Origin of the sequence: Conexibacter sp. CPCC 206217 (assembly GCF_030646165.1) — a bacterium.
In the GTDB taxonomy this organism is placed as follows: Bacteria; Actinomycetota; Thermoleophilia; order Solirubrobacterales; family Solirubrobacteraceae; genus Conexibacter.
Genome location: NZ_JAUTDO010000003.1, coordinates 158,347 through 173,908 on the forward strand (window position 1 = coordinate 158,347; position 15,562 = coordinate 173,908).

General features: G+C 71.9%; 18 protein-coding genes. 10 read left to right on the forward strand and 8 right to left on the reverse strand.

Going from position 1 to position 15,562, the window contains the following annotated elements:
- Positions 1–2: 2 nt before the first annotated feature.
- Positions 3–1,205, forward strand: coding sequence for a winged helix DNA-binding domain-containing protein (locus tag Q7L65_RS09075; RefSeq protein WP_304720564.1), 1,203 nt, complete (start codon positions 3–5; stop codon positions 1,203–1,205).
- On the opposite strand, the gene Q7L65_RS09080 is transcribed toward Q7L65_RS09075, so the two are convergent.
- Both Q7L65_RS09080 and Q7L65_RS09085 read right to left on the reverse strand, forming a co-directional pair.
- Positions 1,189–1,575, reverse strand: a complete 387-nt coding sequence (locus Q7L65_RS09080) for an arsenate reductase family protein (protein WP_304720566.1) — start codon at positions 1,573–1,575, stop codon at positions 1,189–1,191. The two genes, Q7L65_RS09075 and Q7L65_RS09080, sit on opposite strands and share 17 nt — an antisense overlap.
- Before the next feature lie 98 nt (positions 1,576–1,673).
- Positions 1,674–2,345 (reverse strand): peptidylprolyl isomerase, encoded by a 672-nt coding sequence (locus tag Q7L65_RS09085; RefSeq protein ID WP_304720568.1) that lies wholly within the window; start codon positions 2,343–2,345, stop codon positions 1,674–1,676.
- Between the two features lie 25 nt (positions 2,346–2,370).
- Between Q7L65_RS09085 and Q7L65_RS09090 the strand changes: the two genes are divergently transcribed.
- Genes Q7L65_RS09090 through Q7L65_RS09110 form a run of 5 tightly spaced genes read left to right on the forward strand, consistent with a single transcriptional unit; the run spans position 2,371 to position 7,144 of the window.
- Entirely contained in the window at positions 2,371–3,327 is a 957-nt protein-coding gene (locus Q7L65_RS09090; RefSeq protein WP_304720570.1) for an HAD-IIA family hydrolase, read from the forward strand.
- A 13-nt stretch (positions 3,328–3,340) separates the two neighbouring features.
- Entirely contained in the window at positions 3,341–4,210 is an 870-nt protein-coding gene (locus tag Q7L65_RS09095; RefSeq protein ID WP_304720572.1) for a diacylglycerol kinase family protein, read from the forward strand.
- Complete coding sequence (locus Q7L65_RS09100) at positions 4,210–5,586, forward strand: Mur ligase family protein (RefSeq protein ID WP_304720574.1); 1,377 nt, start codon at positions 4,210–4,212, stop codon at positions 5,584–5,586. The genes Q7L65_RS09095 and Q7L65_RS09100 overlap by 1 nt, the downstream gene beginning before the upstream one ends.
- A gap of 57 nt (positions 5,587–5,643) precedes the next feature.
- The gene (locus Q7L65_RS09105) at positions 5,644–6,372 is read left to right on the forward strand and encodes a class I SAM-dependent methyltransferase (protein WP_304720575.1); all 729 of its coding nucleotides are present in this window, start codon (positions 5,644–5,646) and stop codon (positions 6,370–6,372) included.
- Complete coding sequence (locus tag Q7L65_RS09110) at positions 6,365–7,144, forward strand: type 1 glutamine amidotransferase (RefSeq protein ID WP_304720577.1); 780 nt, start codon at positions 6,365–6,367, stop codon at positions 7,142–7,144. The genes Q7L65_RS09105 and Q7L65_RS09110 overlap by 8 nt, the downstream gene beginning before the upstream one ends.
- A gap of 5 nt (positions 7,145–7,149) precedes the next feature.
- Here the strand turns inward: Q7L65_RS09110 and Q7L65_RS09115 are convergent, their stop codons facing one another.
- The 4 genes from Q7L65_RS09115 to Q7L65_RS09130 form a co-directional block, all read right to left on the reverse strand.
- The gene (locus Q7L65_RS09115) at positions 7,150–7,956 is read right to left on the reverse strand and encodes an SOS response-associated peptidase (RefSeq protein ID WP_304720579.1); all 807 of its coding nucleotides are present in this window, start codon (positions 7,954–7,956) and stop codon (positions 7,150–7,152) included.
- A gap of 18 nt (positions 7,957–7,974) precedes the next feature.
- Entirely contained in the window at positions 7,975–8,586 is a 612-nt protein-coding gene (locus Q7L65_RS09120) for a hypothetical protein (protein WP_304720580.1), read from the reverse strand.
- A gap of 20 nt (positions 8,587–8,606) precedes the next feature.
- On the reverse strand, positions 8,607–9,461 hold the full coding sequence (locus Q7L65_RS09125) for a 3D domain-containing protein (RefSeq protein ID WP_304720582.1): 855 nt from the start codon (positions 9,459–9,461) through the stop codon (positions 8,607–8,609).
- Positions 9,462–9,523: 62 nt separating this feature from the next.
- Complete coding sequence (locus Q7L65_RS09130) at positions 9,524–9,964, reverse strand: Fur family transcriptional regulator (protein WP_304720583.1); 441 nt, start codon at positions 9,962–9,964, stop codon at positions 9,524–9,526.
- A gap of 110 nt (positions 9,965–10,074) precedes the next feature.
- Here Q7L65_RS09130 and Q7L65_RS09135 point away from each other — a divergent pair, with 110 nt between their 5' ends.
- Entirely contained in the window at positions 10,075–11,181 is a 1,107-nt protein-coding gene (locus Q7L65_RS09135) for an alcohol dehydrogenase catalytic domain-containing protein (protein WP_304720584.1), read from the forward strand.
- A 130-nt stretch (positions 11,182–11,311) separates the two neighbouring features.
- Complete coding sequence (locus Q7L65_RS09140) at positions 11,312–11,941, forward strand: hypothetical protein (RefSeq protein ID WP_304720586.1); 630 nt, start codon at positions 11,312–11,314, stop codon at positions 11,939–11,941.
- Positions 11,942–12,005: 64 nt separating this feature from the next.
- Here Q7L65_RS09140 and Q7L65_RS09145 read toward each other — a convergent pair whose 3' ends face one another.
- The gene (locus Q7L65_RS09145; RefSeq protein ID WP_304720587.1) at positions 12,006–12,989 is read right to left on the reverse strand and encodes an aldo/keto reductase; all 984 of its coding nucleotides are present in this window, start codon (positions 12,987–12,989) and stop codon (positions 12,006–12,008) included.
- A gap of 153 nt (positions 12,990–13,142) precedes the next feature.
- Here Q7L65_RS09145 and Q7L65_RS09150 point away from each other — a divergent pair, with 153 nt between their 5' ends.
- On the forward strand, positions 13,143–13,748 hold the full coding sequence (locus Q7L65_RS09150; protein WP_304720589.1) for a hypothetical protein: 606 nt from the start codon (positions 13,143–13,145) through the stop codon (positions 13,746–13,748).
- A 100-nt stretch (positions 13,749–13,848) separates the two neighbouring features.
- Complete coding sequence (locus Q7L65_RS09155; protein ID WP_304720591.1) at positions 13,849–15,153, forward strand: MFS transporter; 1,305 nt, start codon at positions 13,849–13,851, stop codon at positions 15,151–15,153.
- Here Q7L65_RS09155 and Q7L65_RS09160 read toward each other — a convergent pair.
- Positions 15,137–15,562 carry a septal ring lytic transglycosylase RlpA family protein gene (locus tag Q7L65_RS09160; RefSeq protein ID WP_304720592.1) on the reverse strand — a complete coding sequence of 142 codons (426 nt, stop codon included), beginning with the start codon at positions 15,560–15,562 and terminating at the stop codon, positions 15,137–15,139. The genes Q7L65_RS09155 and Q7L65_RS09160 overlap by 17 nt on opposite strands.

Genomic DNA, 15,562 nt, shown 5'->3' on the forward strand with positions numbered 1-15,562 from the left:
GCATGCGCCTGATCAGCGACGACGAACGCCGCGCCCGCCTCGGCGTCCGCCACGCGCTCGCCGCCCCGACTGCGTCTGTGGAGGAAGCGGTCGCGGCCGTCGTCTGTCTGCATGCGACGGAGCCGGCGAACGTGCACCTGTCGGCGTTCGCCCGCAGCGGCGCGGCGCGCGAGCAGATCGATCGTGCGCTCTACGAGGACCGCACGGTCGTGCGGCAGCTCGCGATGCGCCGGACCGTCTTCGCCTTCCCGCGCGACCTCCTCCCGGCGGCGCGCGGGAGCGCGTCGGCGCGGGTGGCCGCGCAGCTCGCCGCCCGGCTGGCGAAGGAGGTGCGGGCGAACGGGCTCGCGGAGGACGGGGAGGCGTGGGTGCGAGACGCGTGCGCGGCCGTCCTCGCAGAGGTGCGAGACCAGCCCGCGACGACGGCGCAGCTGCGCGCGGCGATCCCGGCGCTCGACCTGCGCCTGGTGACGGCGCCGGGCAGAAGATGGGGCGGGGAGGTCCCGATCGCGCCGCGCGTGCTGGCGACGCTGGCCGCCGGCGGGGCGATCGTGCGCGGGCGCAACGATGCGGGCTGGAAGGTCTCGCGACCGTTCTGGACCGCGACCGAGGAGTGGCTCGGCGCGCCCCTCGCGATGCTCGACGAGCGGGCGGGCTACGCGGAGCTGGTCGCGCGCTGGCTCGCGCGCTTCGGTCCCGGCACCGAGGCCGACGTCGTCTGGTGGCTCGGCGCGACGAAGGGCGCGGTGCGGCGTGCGCTGGCCGACGTCGGCGCCGTCGCGGTGCAGCTCGCCGACGGCAGCCCGGCGTGGCTGCACCCGCTCGACACGGAGGAGGTCGTCGCGCCCGCGCCGTGGGCCGCGCTGCTGCCCGCGCTGGACCCGACGACGATGGGCTGGAAGGCGCGCGGCTTCTACCTCGGCGAGCACGCCGCGCGGATCGTCGACCGCAACGGCAACGCCGGCCCGACGGCGTGGTGGGACGGCCGGATCGTCGGCGGCTGGACCCAGACCGACGACGGCGCCGTGGTCGTCGTCCCCGCCGAGCCGATCCCAGCGGCCGCCGAGCAGGCGCTGGCGGCAGCCGCCGAGCGCCTCACCGACTGGCTGGCCGGCGACGTGGTGCGCACGATCTACCAGTCGCCGCTCGTGCGGGCGCTGGACGCACGCGGCGGTGGGGACGCGGGTCTCACGACGGCTCGCTGACGACCGCTCTCCCCGTTGCCGCCCACGCCCGCTGCCGCTCGCGCGGGCGCCCGATCACGACGTTGGTGCCGTCGTCGAGGATCGGCCGCTGCAGCAGCGCCGGATGCTCGACGAGGATCGCAACGACCTCGTCCAGCCCCAGCCCGTCGGCCGCGAGCCCAAGGTCTCTGTACCTCTTGTCGCGCCGGATCAGCGCGTCGGCCGGATCGCCCTGCAGCCGCTCGGCGAGCGATCGCACCTCGGCCTCGGACAACCGCTCGGCGACGAGCAGGTACTTGCGCACGGTCACGTCGTAACCGGCGTCGGTGAGCGCATCCAGCGCGTTCACCGAGGTAGGGCAGTGGGGGTTGTGCATGAGTGTCAGGGTCACGTCGGTGATCCTAGGAGGACCAGGCGAGCTGCGGCGTCATGCGCTTGGAGCGACGGGCGCGGTCGCGCCTGATCAGCCGAGACCGACGGCGCCGCGTCTCAGCTGCGCGAGATCGTGATTCTCTCGATGACGATCGGGGAGACCGGCGCCGAGCCCTGCGGGTCGCCGGTCTCCAGCGGCTGGTCGTTGATCGCGTCGACGACGTCGATGCCGGCGGTGACCTGGCCGAGGAGGGCGTATTGCGGGGGGAGCTTGGCGTCTTCGCCGGTGACGATGAAGAACTGGCTGCCGGAGGTGCCGTCGGGGTCGGTGGCGGTCTTGGCCATCGCGACGGTGCCGTGGAGGTATCTCGTGCCTCTCGGCGGGGCTTCGGCGATCGTGTAGCCGGGGCCGCCGATGCCGTTGCCGAGCGGGTCGCCGCCCTGGATCACGAAGTCTCTCGCGATGCGGTGGAAGTCGAGGCCGTTGTAGAAGCCGGCGCGGGCGAGGGTCGCGAACGAGCCGGTCGTCCTGGGGGAGTCTCTCGCGTCGAGCGTGATCTCGAACGTGCCGCAGTTGGTCACCACCGTCGCGGTCCATCTGACCTGGGCCGACAGCAGCGCGGTCGACTTGCGGCGTCTCGGCTCTCCGCGCGGCTCCGGTGCCGGGACTCTGCGGCATGCCACCGGGACCGTCTCGGTCGTCGTCGAGGAGCCGGATCCGCAACCTCCGAGCACGACTGCGAGCGCGGTTGCGAGGGCCAGGAGGGAGGGCGGGAGGAGGTGGCGCACGGCGGGGAAGGATAATGAGGTACGCGTGACCCAGACTGTCCCGACCCTGACCCCGCTCGTGCGGGCCTACGACTACCTGCTGCTCGACCTCGACGGCTGCGTGTGGGTCGGCGGCACGCCGACGCGCGACGCCCCCCGCGCGCTGGAGGCCCTGCGCTCCGGCGGCAAGCGGATCGCGTTCGTCACCAACGACACGCGCATGAGCGCCGAGGAGTACGTCCGCAAGCTGTGGGCGCTCGGCTTCCGCGCCTCGCTGGAGGAGGTCGTGACCGTCGGCGGCGCCCTGCAGCACCACCTCTCCGACCGCCACGGCGCTCGCCGCGCCAGCGCCTACGTGATCGGCACGCCCGCGATCTTCCGCCACGTCTCCGACGCCGGACTGCGCGTCGTCAACGGCATGCCGGAGGCGCCGCATGCCGAGGTCGTCGTCGCCGCCGGGCACGACGCGCTCACGTTCGAGGAGCTGAAGATCGCGACGCAGGCGCTGCTCGGCGGCGCGGACTTCGTCGCCGCCGGCCGCGACCGCACGTTCCCGATGCCCGACGGGATGTGGCCCGGCACCGGCGCGCTCGTCGCCGCGCTGGAGTACGCCTCCGGCCGCACCGCCAGCTCCGTCGGCAAGCCGCAGCCGGAGATCTTCCTGACCGCGCTGGACCGGCTCGGACCGGGCAGAGCGCTCGTCGTCGGCGATCGCCTCGACGTCGACCTCGCCGGCGCCCACGCCGCCGGCCTCGACGGCGCGATCGTCCTCAGCGGCGCGACGACGCGCGCGGAGGCGGAGGCGGCCGGAGCCGCAAGCGCGCCGGGCGAGCGCGGCGGAACGCCCGCCCGTCCCCCCGAGCAGCCCCCGCGCCCCGTCGCGATCGCCCACGATCTCGCCGAGCTGATCCTCGGCGAGCCGCCGCCCGTGGCAGCGCCTCCGCAGGCGCCACCCGACCCGCCGGAGCTGCCGCCGGCCGGGTGGGGCCGGGCGGCTGGGTAGGGTTCTGCGGCGAATGGACCGCAACGTCGCCCTGATCGTCAACCCCGCCGCCGGCGGGGGCCGAATGCTGCGCCTGCTGCCAGGCGTCGAGAGATGGCTGCGCGTGCACGACGTCGGCTACCACGTCGAGCGCACGACGGACATCGAGCACGCGCGGGAGCTGGCGCGCGCCGCCGCGCAAGCCGGCGAGGTCGCATGCGCGTTCGGCGGCGACGGGATCGTCGGCGCGGTCGCGGGGGCGCTCGTCGGCACCGACGGACTGCTGGCGGTCCTGCCCGGCGGGCGCGGCAACGACTTCGCGCGCGCGGCCGGGATCCCCAAGTCCCCGGTCGCCGCGTGCGCCGTCTTCGAGCGCTCGCACGAGCGCCGCATCGACCTCGGCGAGGTCGACGGCAGACGCTTCGCCGGGATCGCCAGCTGCGGCTTCGACTCCGACGCCAACCGGATCGCCAACGCGACGAGGGTCCCCGGCGAGGCCGCCTACGCGTACGCCGCCGTGCGCGCGCTGATCGGCTGGAGACCGGCCAACTTCGTCGTCACGGTCGACGGCGAGCAGAAGGCGTTCTGCGGCTACTCGGTCGCCGCCGCGAACGGACCCGCCTACGGTGGAGGGATGTTCATCGCCCCCGGCGCGCAGCTCGACGACGGCCAGCTCGACGTCGTCACGATCACCGGCGTCTCGAAGGTGCGCTTCGTGACGCAGCTGCCGAAGGTCTTCAGAGGCACCCACGTCCGCAACCCCGAGGTCGACGTGCGGCGCGGGCGCGAGGTCGAGATCACCGCCGACCGCCCGTTCACGCTGTACGCCGACGGCGACCCGATCGCCGAGCTGCCGGCGACGGTCCGCACGCTGCCGGGCGCCGTTCGCATGCTCGTCCCCTGATGGCGTCGCGCACGCTCGGCCCGAAGCTCCTGATCGCCCGCACCGTGGGCGCGCTCGCGCGCCGCGCCGGCCGCGGCGGCGGCACCAGCCTGCCCGGCAAGGTGCTGATGAAGCTGGAGCCGCACGCGATCGGGGCGCTCGCGAGGCGGCTGCCGCAGGGCTCGATCGCGATCTCCGCGACCAACGGCAAGACGACCACGGCCGCGATGGTCGCCTCGATCCTGGAGCGCAGGGGCACGCGCCTCGTCCACAACCGCGCCGGCGCGAACATGGCCGGCGGGATCGCCTCGACGCTGATGGGCGCCGCGCGCGGAAAGGGGATCGACGGCCAGCTCGGCCTGTTCGAGGTCGACGAGTTCTGGCTCGGCCAGCTCGTCTCGGAGCTGCGCCCGCGCAAGCTGCTGCTCGGCAACCTCTTCCGCGACCAGCTCGACCGCTACGGCGAGCTGGAGACGATCGCCGACCGCTGGGCGGAGATCGTCGCCGTGCACGGCCGCACGACCGAGCTGGTGCTGAACGCCGACGACCCGCTCGTCGCCGACCTCGGCCGCCAGCAGCCGCGCGTCATATATTTCGGCGTCGAGGACGACTCGCTGGCGCTCGCGCAGATGCAGCACGCGTCGGACTCCAAGCACTGCCGCAGATGCGGGCACGCCTACGAGTACGACGCGGTCTACCTCGGCCACCTCGGGCGCTACCACTGCCCGCAGTGCGGCCAGCGCCGGCCCGACCCGGGCGTGATCGCCTCGCAGGTGACGCTGCGCGGCACGCGCGGCGCGCACTTCACGCTCACGACGCCAGCCGGCGTCGTCGAGGTCGAGTTGCCGCTGCCGGGCCTCTACAACGTCTACAACGCGCTCGCCGCCGCGGCGCTCGCGCACTCGCTCGGCGTCCCGCTGCCGGAGATCGTCGCCGGGCTGGAGCACGTCGCGGCCGCGTTCGGCCGCGCGGAGACGATCAGACTCGACGGGCGCGAGATGTCGATCCTGCTGATCAAGAACCCGGCCGGTGCGAACGAGGTGCTGCGCACGCTCGCGCTCGAACCGGAGCAGGTCGACCTGCTCGCCGTGCTGAACGACAACGTCGCCGACGGGCGCGACATCTCGTGGGTGTGGGACGCCGACTTCGAGCTGCTCGCCGGCCGCCTGCGCCGCGTCACCTGCTCCGGCACGCGCGCCGCCGAACTGGCGCTGCGGCTGAAGTACGCCGGCGTCGCGCCCGAGCGGATCGTCGTCGTGCCGGGGCTGGAGGCGGCGCTCGACGAGGCCCGCCTCGACGGCGACGGCACGCTCTTCGCGCTGCCGACCTACACGGCCCTGCTTTCCTTGAAGGACCTGCTGTCGCAGCGCGGCCTGGCGCCGGAGTACTGGCGGTAGCCGATGCATGAACCGAACCCCGCAGCCGCCGCACGCGAAGGAGGCGACGACGACGCGATGCGCGAAGTGATCTGGCACGACCTCGAATGCGGCGCCTACGACGCCGACCTGCCGCTGTGGCGCGCTCTGGCCGCTGCCGAGGGCGGGCCGGTGCTCGACCTCGGCGCCGGCACCGGCCGCGTCGCGCTGGATCTCGCGGCGGCCGGCTTCGAGGTCGTCGCGCTCGACCGCGAGCAGGTCTTCCTCGACGCGCTCGACGCGCGCGCCGAGATCGCCGGGGTGGGGGAGCGGATCGAGACCGTCGCCGGCGACGCGCGCACGTTCGAGCTGGGTGAGCGCCGCTTCCCGCTGATCCTCGCGCCGATGCAGACCGTGCAGCTGTTCGGTGGGCCCGACGGCCGCGGCGCGTTCCTGCGCAGCGTCAGACGGCATCTGGCGCCCGGCGGCCTGATGGCGGCCGCGCTCGCGGACGCGCTCGAAGGCTTCGACGCCGAGCACACCGAGCCGCCGCTGCCGGACATCGTCGAGCTGGACGGCTGGGTCTACGTCAGCCAGCCGCTCGCGGTGCGGCCGGGCGACGACGGGACCGCGATCGAGCGGATTCGCCAGTGGGTCTCGCCCGACGGCAGACGCGAGGCCGAGGGCGACACGATCGTGCTCGACGTCCTCACCGCCGACCAGCTCACGGCCGAGGGCGTCGCCGCCGGCCTGCGCGACGCCGGCCGCACGAGTGTCGAGCAGACGGAGGAGCACGTCGGCTCCGAGGTGGTGTTGTTGCGTGGGTGAGCAGCCGCAGACGCCGCCGCGCACCGCCGTCGCTGCCGCGCGCGGCCGTGACACCCTGCGCGTCTGCGCGCTCTATCCGGAGCTGATGAACATCTACGCCGACCGCGGCAACCTGCTGCTGCTGCAGCGCCGCTGCGAGTGGCGCGGGATCGGGTTCGAGCTGTCGGCGAGCGACCTCGGCGAGCCGCTGGACCCGGACGCGGCCGACCTCTTCTACATCGGCGGCGGCCAGGATCGCGACCAGGCGCTGTGCGCGCTCGACCTCGCCGAGGTCAAGCGCGAGGGGATCCACGCGGCCGCCGCGCGCGGTGCGGCGCTGCTGGCCGTCTGCGGCGGCTACCAGCTGCTCGGCCACTCGTACGAGATGGGCGATCAGACGCTGCCCGGGGTCGGCCTGGTCGACCTCACGACCGTCCGCAGCGACGGCCCGCGGCTGATCGGCAACGTCGCGATCGAGGTCGACCTCGGCGAGGGGCCGAGAGTGCTCGCCGGCTTCGAGAACCACGGCGGCCGCACGCGCCTGGGCGCGGGCGAGACCCCGCTCGGCAGGGTGCTGAAGGGCCACGGCAACGACGGCGAGAGCGGCGTCGAGGGCGTCCGCCGCGACAACGTGATCGGCACCTACCTGCACGGCCCGCTGCTGCCGAAGAACGCCTGGCTGGCCGACTGGCTGATCGCCAGAGCGCTCGGCCGCAGCGAGCCGCTCCCGGCGCTGGACGATGCGCTGGAGAACGCCGCGCACGTCGAGGCGCGGCGGGCGGCCGGGGCCTAGTGTCGTCAGAACAACCCGTCCTGCTCGCCCGTCGGCGCCGCGTGCGCGGCGTTGACCGCCTCCGCGAACGCCTTCAGGTCCTCAGGCGCGGGGTCGGCGAGGCAGTCGGGCCCGTCGTATCTGGCGTTGTTGACCGCTCTTGAGACCGGGCGGAAGTGAGTCTCTGCCGGCGGGAGCGGGTGCAGCAGCGCCCGCAGGCGCTCGGGCGTCGACTCGGGGTCGAGCCAGACCTCCTCGTCGGCGGCTTCGAGCATCACCGGCATCCGCGGGTGGATGCCGTGGATCTTCTCGTTCGCCTCCGTCGTGACGATCGTGCAGGTGCGCAGCCAGGCCGCGTCCTCGTCCTCGATCGCGGGGTCCTTCCAGCCGGTCCACAGTCCCGCGAACGCGAACGGCGCGCCGTCCTCGCGCGTGATGTGGAACGGCTGCTTCAACGACGACGCTCTGCCACGTCTGCGCCCGCCGGGCGCCACGGGCGTCGTCACGACTTCTCTCTGCCACTCGTAGAAGCCGTCGGCGACGATCAGGCAGCGGCGTCTGGCGAACGAGGTGCGGAAGGCCGGCTTCTCGGCGACCGTCTCAGCTCTCGCGTTGATCAGCCGGTAGCCGATCGAGGGATCTCTCGCCCACGGCGGCACGAGCCCCCATCTCAGCAGCCGGCCCGTCGCCACGCCCTCGCGCACCCCGACCGTCACGACCTGGTCGCCGGGCGCGACGTTGAAGCGCTGCTCGATCTCGACGGACTCGCCCAGGGGAAAGCGATGGCGCAGCTCGTCCGCCGTCGTCGTGGCCAACGTGAAGCGTCCGCACACGGTGCGAGCGCCTCCTGCCTAGCGAGCCGCGGCTCTGGCTCGTGCCCGCGTCTGCCGGCGTCTGCCCAGCAGCGCCATGATCCCGAGCACCGCGACGATCACGATGATCCCGAGCAGCAGCCCGCCGAGCGTGCCGACGCCGCCGAACGGCAGCGCGATCAGCTTGGCGATGCCGAAGCCGAGCGCCAGCAGCACGATCACGATGCCGAGCACGATCGCGATGCCGCGCGCGCGGATCAGCAGCGAGGCGCCCGGCGGCGGCGCGAGCAGGCCCATGAACTGCAGGATCAGCAGCTGGCGGTTGCTCGGCGGTCTCTGGCCGAGTCTCGTGATCGCCTGCTTGAGGTCGCCGGCACGGCGCTCGGCGAGCGCGATCGAGGCCTCCGCCATGCGGCGCAGCTGGATCCGCTCCTGCGGCCGCGCGGCGGCTATCGCTCTGGAGTAGTAGGCGCGCGTCGCCTTCGCGTCGTAGCGCTCCGCGGCGCGCGCACCGAGGATCGCCATCGCGGCGGCCTTGAATCTCGTCTCGGACTCGAGCTGCTCGTCGGTGCGCGTCTCGAGCTGTTGCATCGCGGCAAGGGAGCCGCGCTGCTCCATGCGCATCGGACGCTGCTTCTGCTGCTTCGCCATAGGACGAAGAGTCTAGTGCGCTACGGCGCTTCTGCGCCGCCGGACGGATCCGACAGGATCGGCGCCGGCTGCGGCACGGGCGGTGCCGGCTCGGGCGTCTTTCTCGGCTTCGTCAGCGGCGGCGCGGTGCTGGCCGCCTTCGACCCGGGCGGCTGCACGTAGACGCGCTGGTCCTGCAGGTAGCCGCCGCCGATGTCGGCGCGCGCCGGCGGCGTGCGGTAGACGTCGAGGTGTCTGCCGATGATCGCGCCGCCTATGTCGTCGGCGCTGAACCAGCCGCCGCCGGCGCTGGAGCGGTACGCGGCGATGTAGACCTTGCTGCCGAGCGGGATCAGGTCCGGGTCGACCGCGACGGAGCGGTAGTAGCTCAGCTCACGCGACGGTCCCTCGCCGAACGTGACGCCCGGCAGCGGCCTGTACTTGACGCCGACGCCGTTGGACCAGCCGCCGCCGTCGAGCGGGAAGGTGACGTACTTCGACTTCGACAGCCAGTAGGCGCCGGCACGCCAGAAGGGCGAGCCGCCCGCCCAGCCCTTGTGGCCGGGCGTGCTCGACTTGCCGCGATCGGTCACCCAGCCGCCGGAGCCGAGCCCGGCGATGTGGTAGCGATTGCCGTCGAGTCCGATCCCGTCGCCCTCCATCGACATCCCGGTCGCGGAGTAGAGCCAGTCGACGCGCGACTTGCGCGCGAGCCCGGGTGTGTCGACCTTCTTGCCGATGAACCACCACTCCGGCGCCGGGTAGTACTCGGTCACATCGACGCCTCTGAGCCAGCCGGCTCTCTTGATCGGCTTCGCCTGCGCCGCCGGCGCGAGCGCGAACGCGGCGAACGCGAGCGCCGCAAGGACGGTGAGGAGTGTGCGGGTGCGGGTCACGGGAAGCTGAAACACCGGTTCGCGCGAGAAGCTGCGGAGGTCGACTGCGACGCCGGAGGGTACTACGCGCTGCTGCCGCAGTCTGCACAGACGCCGTCAACGACGAGCGCGGCGCGGTCGGGCGCGAAGCCGGACCGGCGTGCGGCCGCGAAGACCGCCTCCAGTTCGACGTTCGCGTCGACGTCCTGCACGGCGCCGCATGTGCGGCAGATCAGGTGATGGTGCTCGACCGTGCGCGAGTCGAACAGGACCGCGCCGCCGCCGGCGTTGACGCGCCGCACGATCCCGAGCTGCTCGAACAGCTCCAGCGTCGCGTAGACGGTCGGCAGCGAGGTGCCCGGGAGCGTCTGCGTGACGGCGCCGAGGACCTCTTCCGCGGTGACGTGCTGATCGCGCGAGCGCAGCATCCGGTTGATCACCAGCCGCTGCGAGGTCACCCGCTGACCGCGAGCGCGCAGGCGCTCCACGAGGTCGGCGTCGATGACTTCGTTGTCGGCGGTCACGCGGCCGATCATAGCGGAGCCTTTAGCGGGGTCTTCTTGTAAATCGCTTGCGTTAGACGCGCGCCGGACCAGCCTTCGCGCGGTCGCTTCCACGTCCTAGGATGCGCTGCATGGAGATTCGCGCAGCAGTGCTGGAGCAGTTCGGCGAGCCGCTCGTCGTGCAGACCGTCGAGCTGACCGAGCCGGGACCCGAGGAGGTCCTGGTGCGTCTGGTCGCGTGCGGCGTCTGCCACACCGACATGTACACCGCCAGCGGCGCCGACCCGTCCGGCTACGCGCCGTGCGTGCTCGGGCACGAGGGCGCGGGCGTCGTCGAGCGGGTCGGCGCGGACGTGACGCTCGTGAAGCCGGGCGATCACGTCGTGACGCTGTTCTCGCCGCAGTGCGGCGAGTGCGTCCACTGCAAGAGCCCGAAGACGAACCTCTGCATGAAGATCCGCGCGCAGCAGAACGCCGGCTACCTGCCCGACGGGACGACGCGGCTGAAGCGCGCCGGCGACGAGCTGCGCCACTTCATGGGCACGAGCACGTTCGCCGAGTACACGGTGATGCCGGAGATCGCGCTCGCGAAGATCAACCCCGAGGCGCCGCTGGAGGGCGCGGCGCTGTTCGCCTGCGGCCTCTCGACGGGGCTCGGCGCGGCGCTCAGAACGGCGAAGGTCGAGCCCGGCTCGACGGCGGTCGTGTTCGGCGCCGGCATGGTCGGCCTCGGCGCCGTCGCCGGCGCGCGGATGGCGGGCGCGGAGCGCGTCGTCTGCGTCGACCTGTCGCAGGATCGCCTCGAGCTGGCCAGAGGCCAGGGCGCGACCGACCTGCTCGTCGGCGGGCCGGACACGGTCCAGCAGATCCTCGACATGACCGACGGCTTCGGCGCCGACTACACGTTCGAGGCGACCGGCCTCGTCAGCGTGATGAGACAGGCCGTCGAGGCGGCGCGGATGGGCTGGGGCCTGTGCACGGTCGCGGGCGTCGCCGGCAGAGGCGAGTACCTGGAGGTGATCCCGCGCTGGCTGATCCAGGGCCGCCGGATCGCCGGCTCGTCGTTCGGCGGACTGAAGGGCCGCGACGACGTGCCCGTCCTGATCGACCGCTGGATGGCGGGCGAGATCGACGTCGACCCGTTCATCTCGCACCGCATCACGCTCGACGAGGTCAACAAGGGCTTCGACCTGATGCACGACCAGGACGGCATCCGCAGCGTCATCGAGTTCAGCTGACGCACCACGGCTGACGCAGGGCTGGAGCACGCGCCGGACGGCGTCGCTACACTTTCGGGTGTCTTGACGCCGACCGGTCGGTGTCCACATCGATATGGGCCCATGCGGCCCGTCAACTGGGGGACATCGAATGCGCAAGTCAGTCGCGATCCTCGCGGCCGTCGCGCTGCTGCTCGCACTTGGAGCGGCAGCCAGTTCGGCCACGACGATAGGAATACTCAACCAGACGCCGCTAACGACGCAGATCGGCAATCTGCAGTTCAACGGCATCAACTGCAACGTCACGTTGAGAAAGCAGCTGCTCACGGGACTAATACTCGTGAGACCGTCGAGTCAGCTAACGAGACTCGGCCGTGTCGCGGCAGGGCAGATCAACTGCCCAAACGTGCCGGGGGCGGCGAAGTTCCTAAATCTGCCGCCGGAGCTAGGCGGCTCGCCGCCGATAGGACCGACACCGACGAGCTGGGACGTCAGCTTCCTATCGTCGGACCTAGTCACGGGTGAGCTGCTGTTCGGGATCCTAGACTTCCAGGTCTCGATCCCGATCGATCCGCTCACCAACTGCCTATACCGCGGCACGTTGCTAGGCCGCCTCAGTGCCAACGGCACGACCCTACGCTTCCTCGGCGTCCCGCCGCTGCCGCTGTTCGGCGTCAACCCGAGCAGATGCCCGCCGCAGATAAACGTCAACGGCATACTCAACGACAACCCGCCGATCATCTACAGACTACTAAACAGCATAGCTCCGATAGGCCTGTAATTCGCTGCATCATCGGTCCCGCGCGCGGTCAGGACAGGCCGCGCGCGGGATCTGTCGTCTGGAGTCAGCGGTCGATCGTCGACATGTCCAGGTAGCGCTCGCCGGCGGCGGCGCCGGCCGGGAGCGCGGCGTCGAGGCGCGCGAGCTCGTCGTCGCTGAGCTTGATCTGCACCGCCGCGACGTTCTCTTCCAGGTAGGTGCGGCGCTTGGTGCCGGGGATCGGCACGATGTCGTCGCCCTGCGCGAGCACCCATGCGAGCGCCAGCTGACCGGGCTTGACGCCCTTCTCGTCGGCGATCTCCCTGACGCGCTCCACGAGCGCGAGGTTGTGGTCCAGCGCGTCGCCGGCGAAGCGGGGGTTGCTGCGGCGGAAGTCGTTCTCCGCCAGTTGCTCGGGGGAGCTGATCGTGCCGGTCAAGAAGCCGCGGCCGAGCGGGGAGTAGGGGACGAAGCCGACCCCCAGCTCGCGCACCGTCGGCAGGATCTCCGCCTCGGGGTCGCGCGTCCAGAGCGAGTACTCGGTCTGCAGCGCGCTGATCGGATGGACGGCGTGCGCGCGGCGGATCGTCTCCGGCGACGCCTCCGAGAGGCCGAGGTATCTGACCTTGCCGGCCTGCACCAGCTCGGCCATCGCGCCGACGGTCTCCTCGATCGGCGTGTTCTTGTCGACGCGGTGCTGGTAGTAGAGGTCGATGTAGTCGACGCCGAGCCGCTGCAACGACGCGTCGCAGGCGGAGCGGACGTATTCGGGCGAGCCCTTGACGCTGCGTCTGCCGTCCGGCTCGATCGCGTTGCCGAACTTCGTCGCCAGCACGACCTGGTCGCGGCGGTCGGCGATCGCGCGGCCGACGAGCCGCTCGTTCGTGTGCGGGCCGTACATGTCGGCGGTGTCGATCAGCGTGACGCCGAGCTCGAGCGCGCGCTGAATCGTCGCGATCCCCTCGTCCTCGTCGATCGCGCCGTAGAAGGCCGACATGCCCATCGCCCCGAGCCCTTCGGCGGATACGACGAGGCCCTGTGTTCCGAGTCTGCGCTGTGGAAGTGCCATGTGATCGAGGGTAGACGGTGGCGTGCTCCACGCAGGACTGAAATGTGGCGCATCGGAGCTTCTGCGACATCTAGACTGTCTGCGCTCTGACGCCGACCGGTCGGTGTCCCCAACGCGACGAAGGCGCGTGTGCGCCTTCGGGAGGACACCCACATGCGAATGAACGTCGTGACATGTCTCGTCGCCGCGGCGGCGTTGCTGGCCGCTGCCGGCTCCGCCTCGGCGACAACCAGAGGCATACAGATATTCACTGCCCTAACGACGCAGAGAGGGACGATCAGAATCCCGGTTGGCCCCGCGTTCCTGACCTGCCAGGTCGAGCTGACGAAGACCTTCGTCAGAGGGCTAGTCCCGGTAAACCCGTTCGGCCTAACGAGAATCGGCCAGATCACGTCGTTCAGAGCGACGCCGGCGATCGACTGCCCGATCGCGGTCCTAAACGTGCCGGAGAGACTAGGCGCCGGGATAATCGGGCCGCTGCCCACGAGCTGGGACATCAGCTACCTAGCGTCGGACCTACTCACCGGTGAGCTGCTGTTCGGGATCCTAGACTTCCAGATCTCGCCCGGCGGTCCGCTCGCGGGCTGCCTATACAGAGGGACCCTGCTAGGCCGTCTCAGCCCCAACGGCGCGACGCTAACGCTGCTCGGCAACGCGCTCCCCGTCGTGGGTGCCGCGCCGAGATGCCAGCAGTCTCTGTCGGTCAGCGGGACGCTGATCGACAACCCGCCGGTCGTCTATGTCCTACTAAACGTGTAGCCGACGGAGGCTCTCAGGTGGTGAGGGGCTGCTCGACGGCGCTCCGCACCACGGGTAGTTCGCATCGGTGCGCTCGGCCGCGGGTAGACCACGGCCGAGCGTGGCCGCGACCCCGACATCCGCACAGCAGCGCGAGCGGCGGGCGATCTGGCTGCTCGGGCTGCCGACGTTCGCGCTGGCGCTGTCGATCACGGTCGTCACCACCTACCTGCCGCTGATCGCGCAGGACTTCACCGACAACTCGATCGTCGTCGGCGTGCTGATCGGCAGCGAGGGGCTGCTGGCGCTGGTGCTGCCGCTGGTCGTCGGGACGTGGTCGGATCAGCTGAAGTCGCCGATCGGCGGGCGGCTGCCGTTCCTGATCGTCGCGACGCCGCCGCTGGCGATCTCGCTCGCGCTGATCGGCTTCGCGAACTCGCTCGTGATCGCGCTGGGGTTGGTGTGGCTGTTCTTCGCCGCCTACTTCGTCGCGTACGAGCCCTACCGCGCGCTCTATCCCGACCTCGTCTCCGACGAGAACGCCGGCAAGTCGCAGAGCGTGCAGGCGATCTGGCGCGGCGCCGCGACCGGCCTGGCGCTCGTTGCCGGCGGCCTGCTGTTCGACCTGACCGCGTGGCTGCCGTTCGTCGTCACCGCCGTGCTGACGCTCGCCGTGATGGCGCTGTTCCTGCACGCGATGCTGAACGAGCCTGGGCGCAGATGGCACGAGCCGGAGCACCCCAAGCCGCTCGGCGCGGCGGTGCGCGAGCTGCGCTCGCTCGTCGCCGGGCGTCGCGGCCTGCAGGCGTACCTGGCCGCGAACGCGCTGTGGGAGGCGTCGCTGGGCGCGCTGAAGACGTTCGTGCTGCTGTACGTCACGGTCGGTCTCGGCTTCGAGGTCGGCGACGCGGCGCTGATCGTCGGCGCGGCGGCCGTCTTCGTGCTCGCCGGCGCGGTCATCAGCGGGATCCTGGCGGACCGCTACGGCCAGCTGCAGATCCTGCGCGTGACGCTGATCGTCTACGGGCTCGGCCTGCTGCTGCCGGCGTTCACGACCGCGACGCTGCCGCTGGTGCTGATCGCGCCGCTGGCGGCGTTCGGCGGCGGCACGCTGATGACGCTGCCGTACGCGCTGCTGATGCCGCACATGCCGGCCGGCTCGCACGGCGCGCTGACGGGCTTCTACAGCCTCAGCCGCGGCGTCGGCACGATGCTCGGCCCGCTGCTGACCGGCATCGCGGTGGAGGTGCTGCGCGGCCCGTTCGACGGCACCGAGGGCTACCAGGCGATGTGGCTGGTGTGCGGCGGCACGGTCCTGCTGAGCCTCATATTCGTGCGCAGGATGGCGAGCGCGCTGCGGCTGGCGGAGCAGAGCGGGCCGAGCGGCGCGGGGCCACCTGAGAATCCCGCTAGCGACGCCACATGACCGTCGCGAGGCCGGGGAAGCGCAGCGCCTCCGCGGTCGCGCCGGTCAGGTCCCACGTGCGCCCGTCGACGTATGGGCCGCGGTCGATCACCGGCACCGTCACGCGCCGCCCGCGATAGGCGATCGTCACGGCGGTGCCGCACGGCAGCGTGCGCGAGGCGACACCCTGCATGTCGGGCGTCAGCACGCCGCCGCACGCCAGCGGCAGGCCGTAGTCGTCGAAGCGCGACGCTATCGCCGGCTGCCAGCCCGCTTCGCGCGGGGTCAGCGTGTCCTGGACGAAGTCGGCGTCCGCCCGCGCCGGTGAGCCGCCCGCGACGCTCACGCCGGCCGCGAACGCGACGGCTGCAAGGCCGGAGAGCACGAACGCCGCGATCAGGCGGCGCCGGAGATAAGGCTGGCGATACAT

Excerpts from the sequence above, each read along its gene's own strand:
- Q7L65_RS09105 (WP_304720575.1), top strand. The coding sequence starts at position 5,644 with ATGCGCGAAGTGATCTGGCACGACCTCGAATGCGGCGCCTACGACGCC.
- Q7L65_RS09075 (WP_304720564.1), top strand. The coding sequence starts at position 3 with ATGCGCCTGATCAGCGACGACGAACGCCGCGCCCGCCTCGGCGTCCGC.
- Q7L65_RS09095 (WP_304720572.1), top strand. The coding sequence starts at position 3,341 with ATGGACCGCAACGTCGCCCTGATCGTCAACCCCGCCGCCGGCGGGGGC.
- Q7L65_RS09150 (WP_304720589.1), top strand. The coding sequence starts at position 13,143 with ATGCGAATGAACGTCGTGACATGTCTCGTCGCCGCGGCGGCGTTGCTG.
- Q7L65_RS09160 (WP_304720592.1), bottom strand. The coding sequence starts at position 15,562 with ATGTATCGCCAGCCTTATCTCCGGCGCCGCCTGATCGCGGCGTTCGTG.
- Q7L65_RS09145 (WP_304720587.1), bottom strand. The coding sequence starts at position 12,989 with ATGGCACTTCCACAGCGCAGACTCGGAACACAGGGCCTCGTCGTATCC.
- Q7L65_RS09135 (WP_304720584.1), top strand. The coding sequence starts at position 10,075 with ATGGAGATTCGCGCAGCAGTGCTGGAGCAGTTCGGCGAGCCGCTCGTC.
- Q7L65_RS09100 (WP_304720574.1), top strand. The coding sequence starts at position 4,210 with ATGGCGTCGCGCACGCTCGGCCCGAAGCTCCTGATCGCCCGCACCGTG.
- Q7L65_RS09120 (WP_304720580.1), bottom strand. The coding sequence starts at position 8,586 with ATGGCGAAGCAGCAGAAGCAGCGTCCGATGCGCATGGAGCAGCGCGGC.
- Q7L65_RS09140 (WP_304720586.1), top strand. The coding sequence starts at position 11,312 with ATGCGCAAGTCAGTCGCGATCCTCGCGGCCGTCGCGCTGCTGCTCGCA.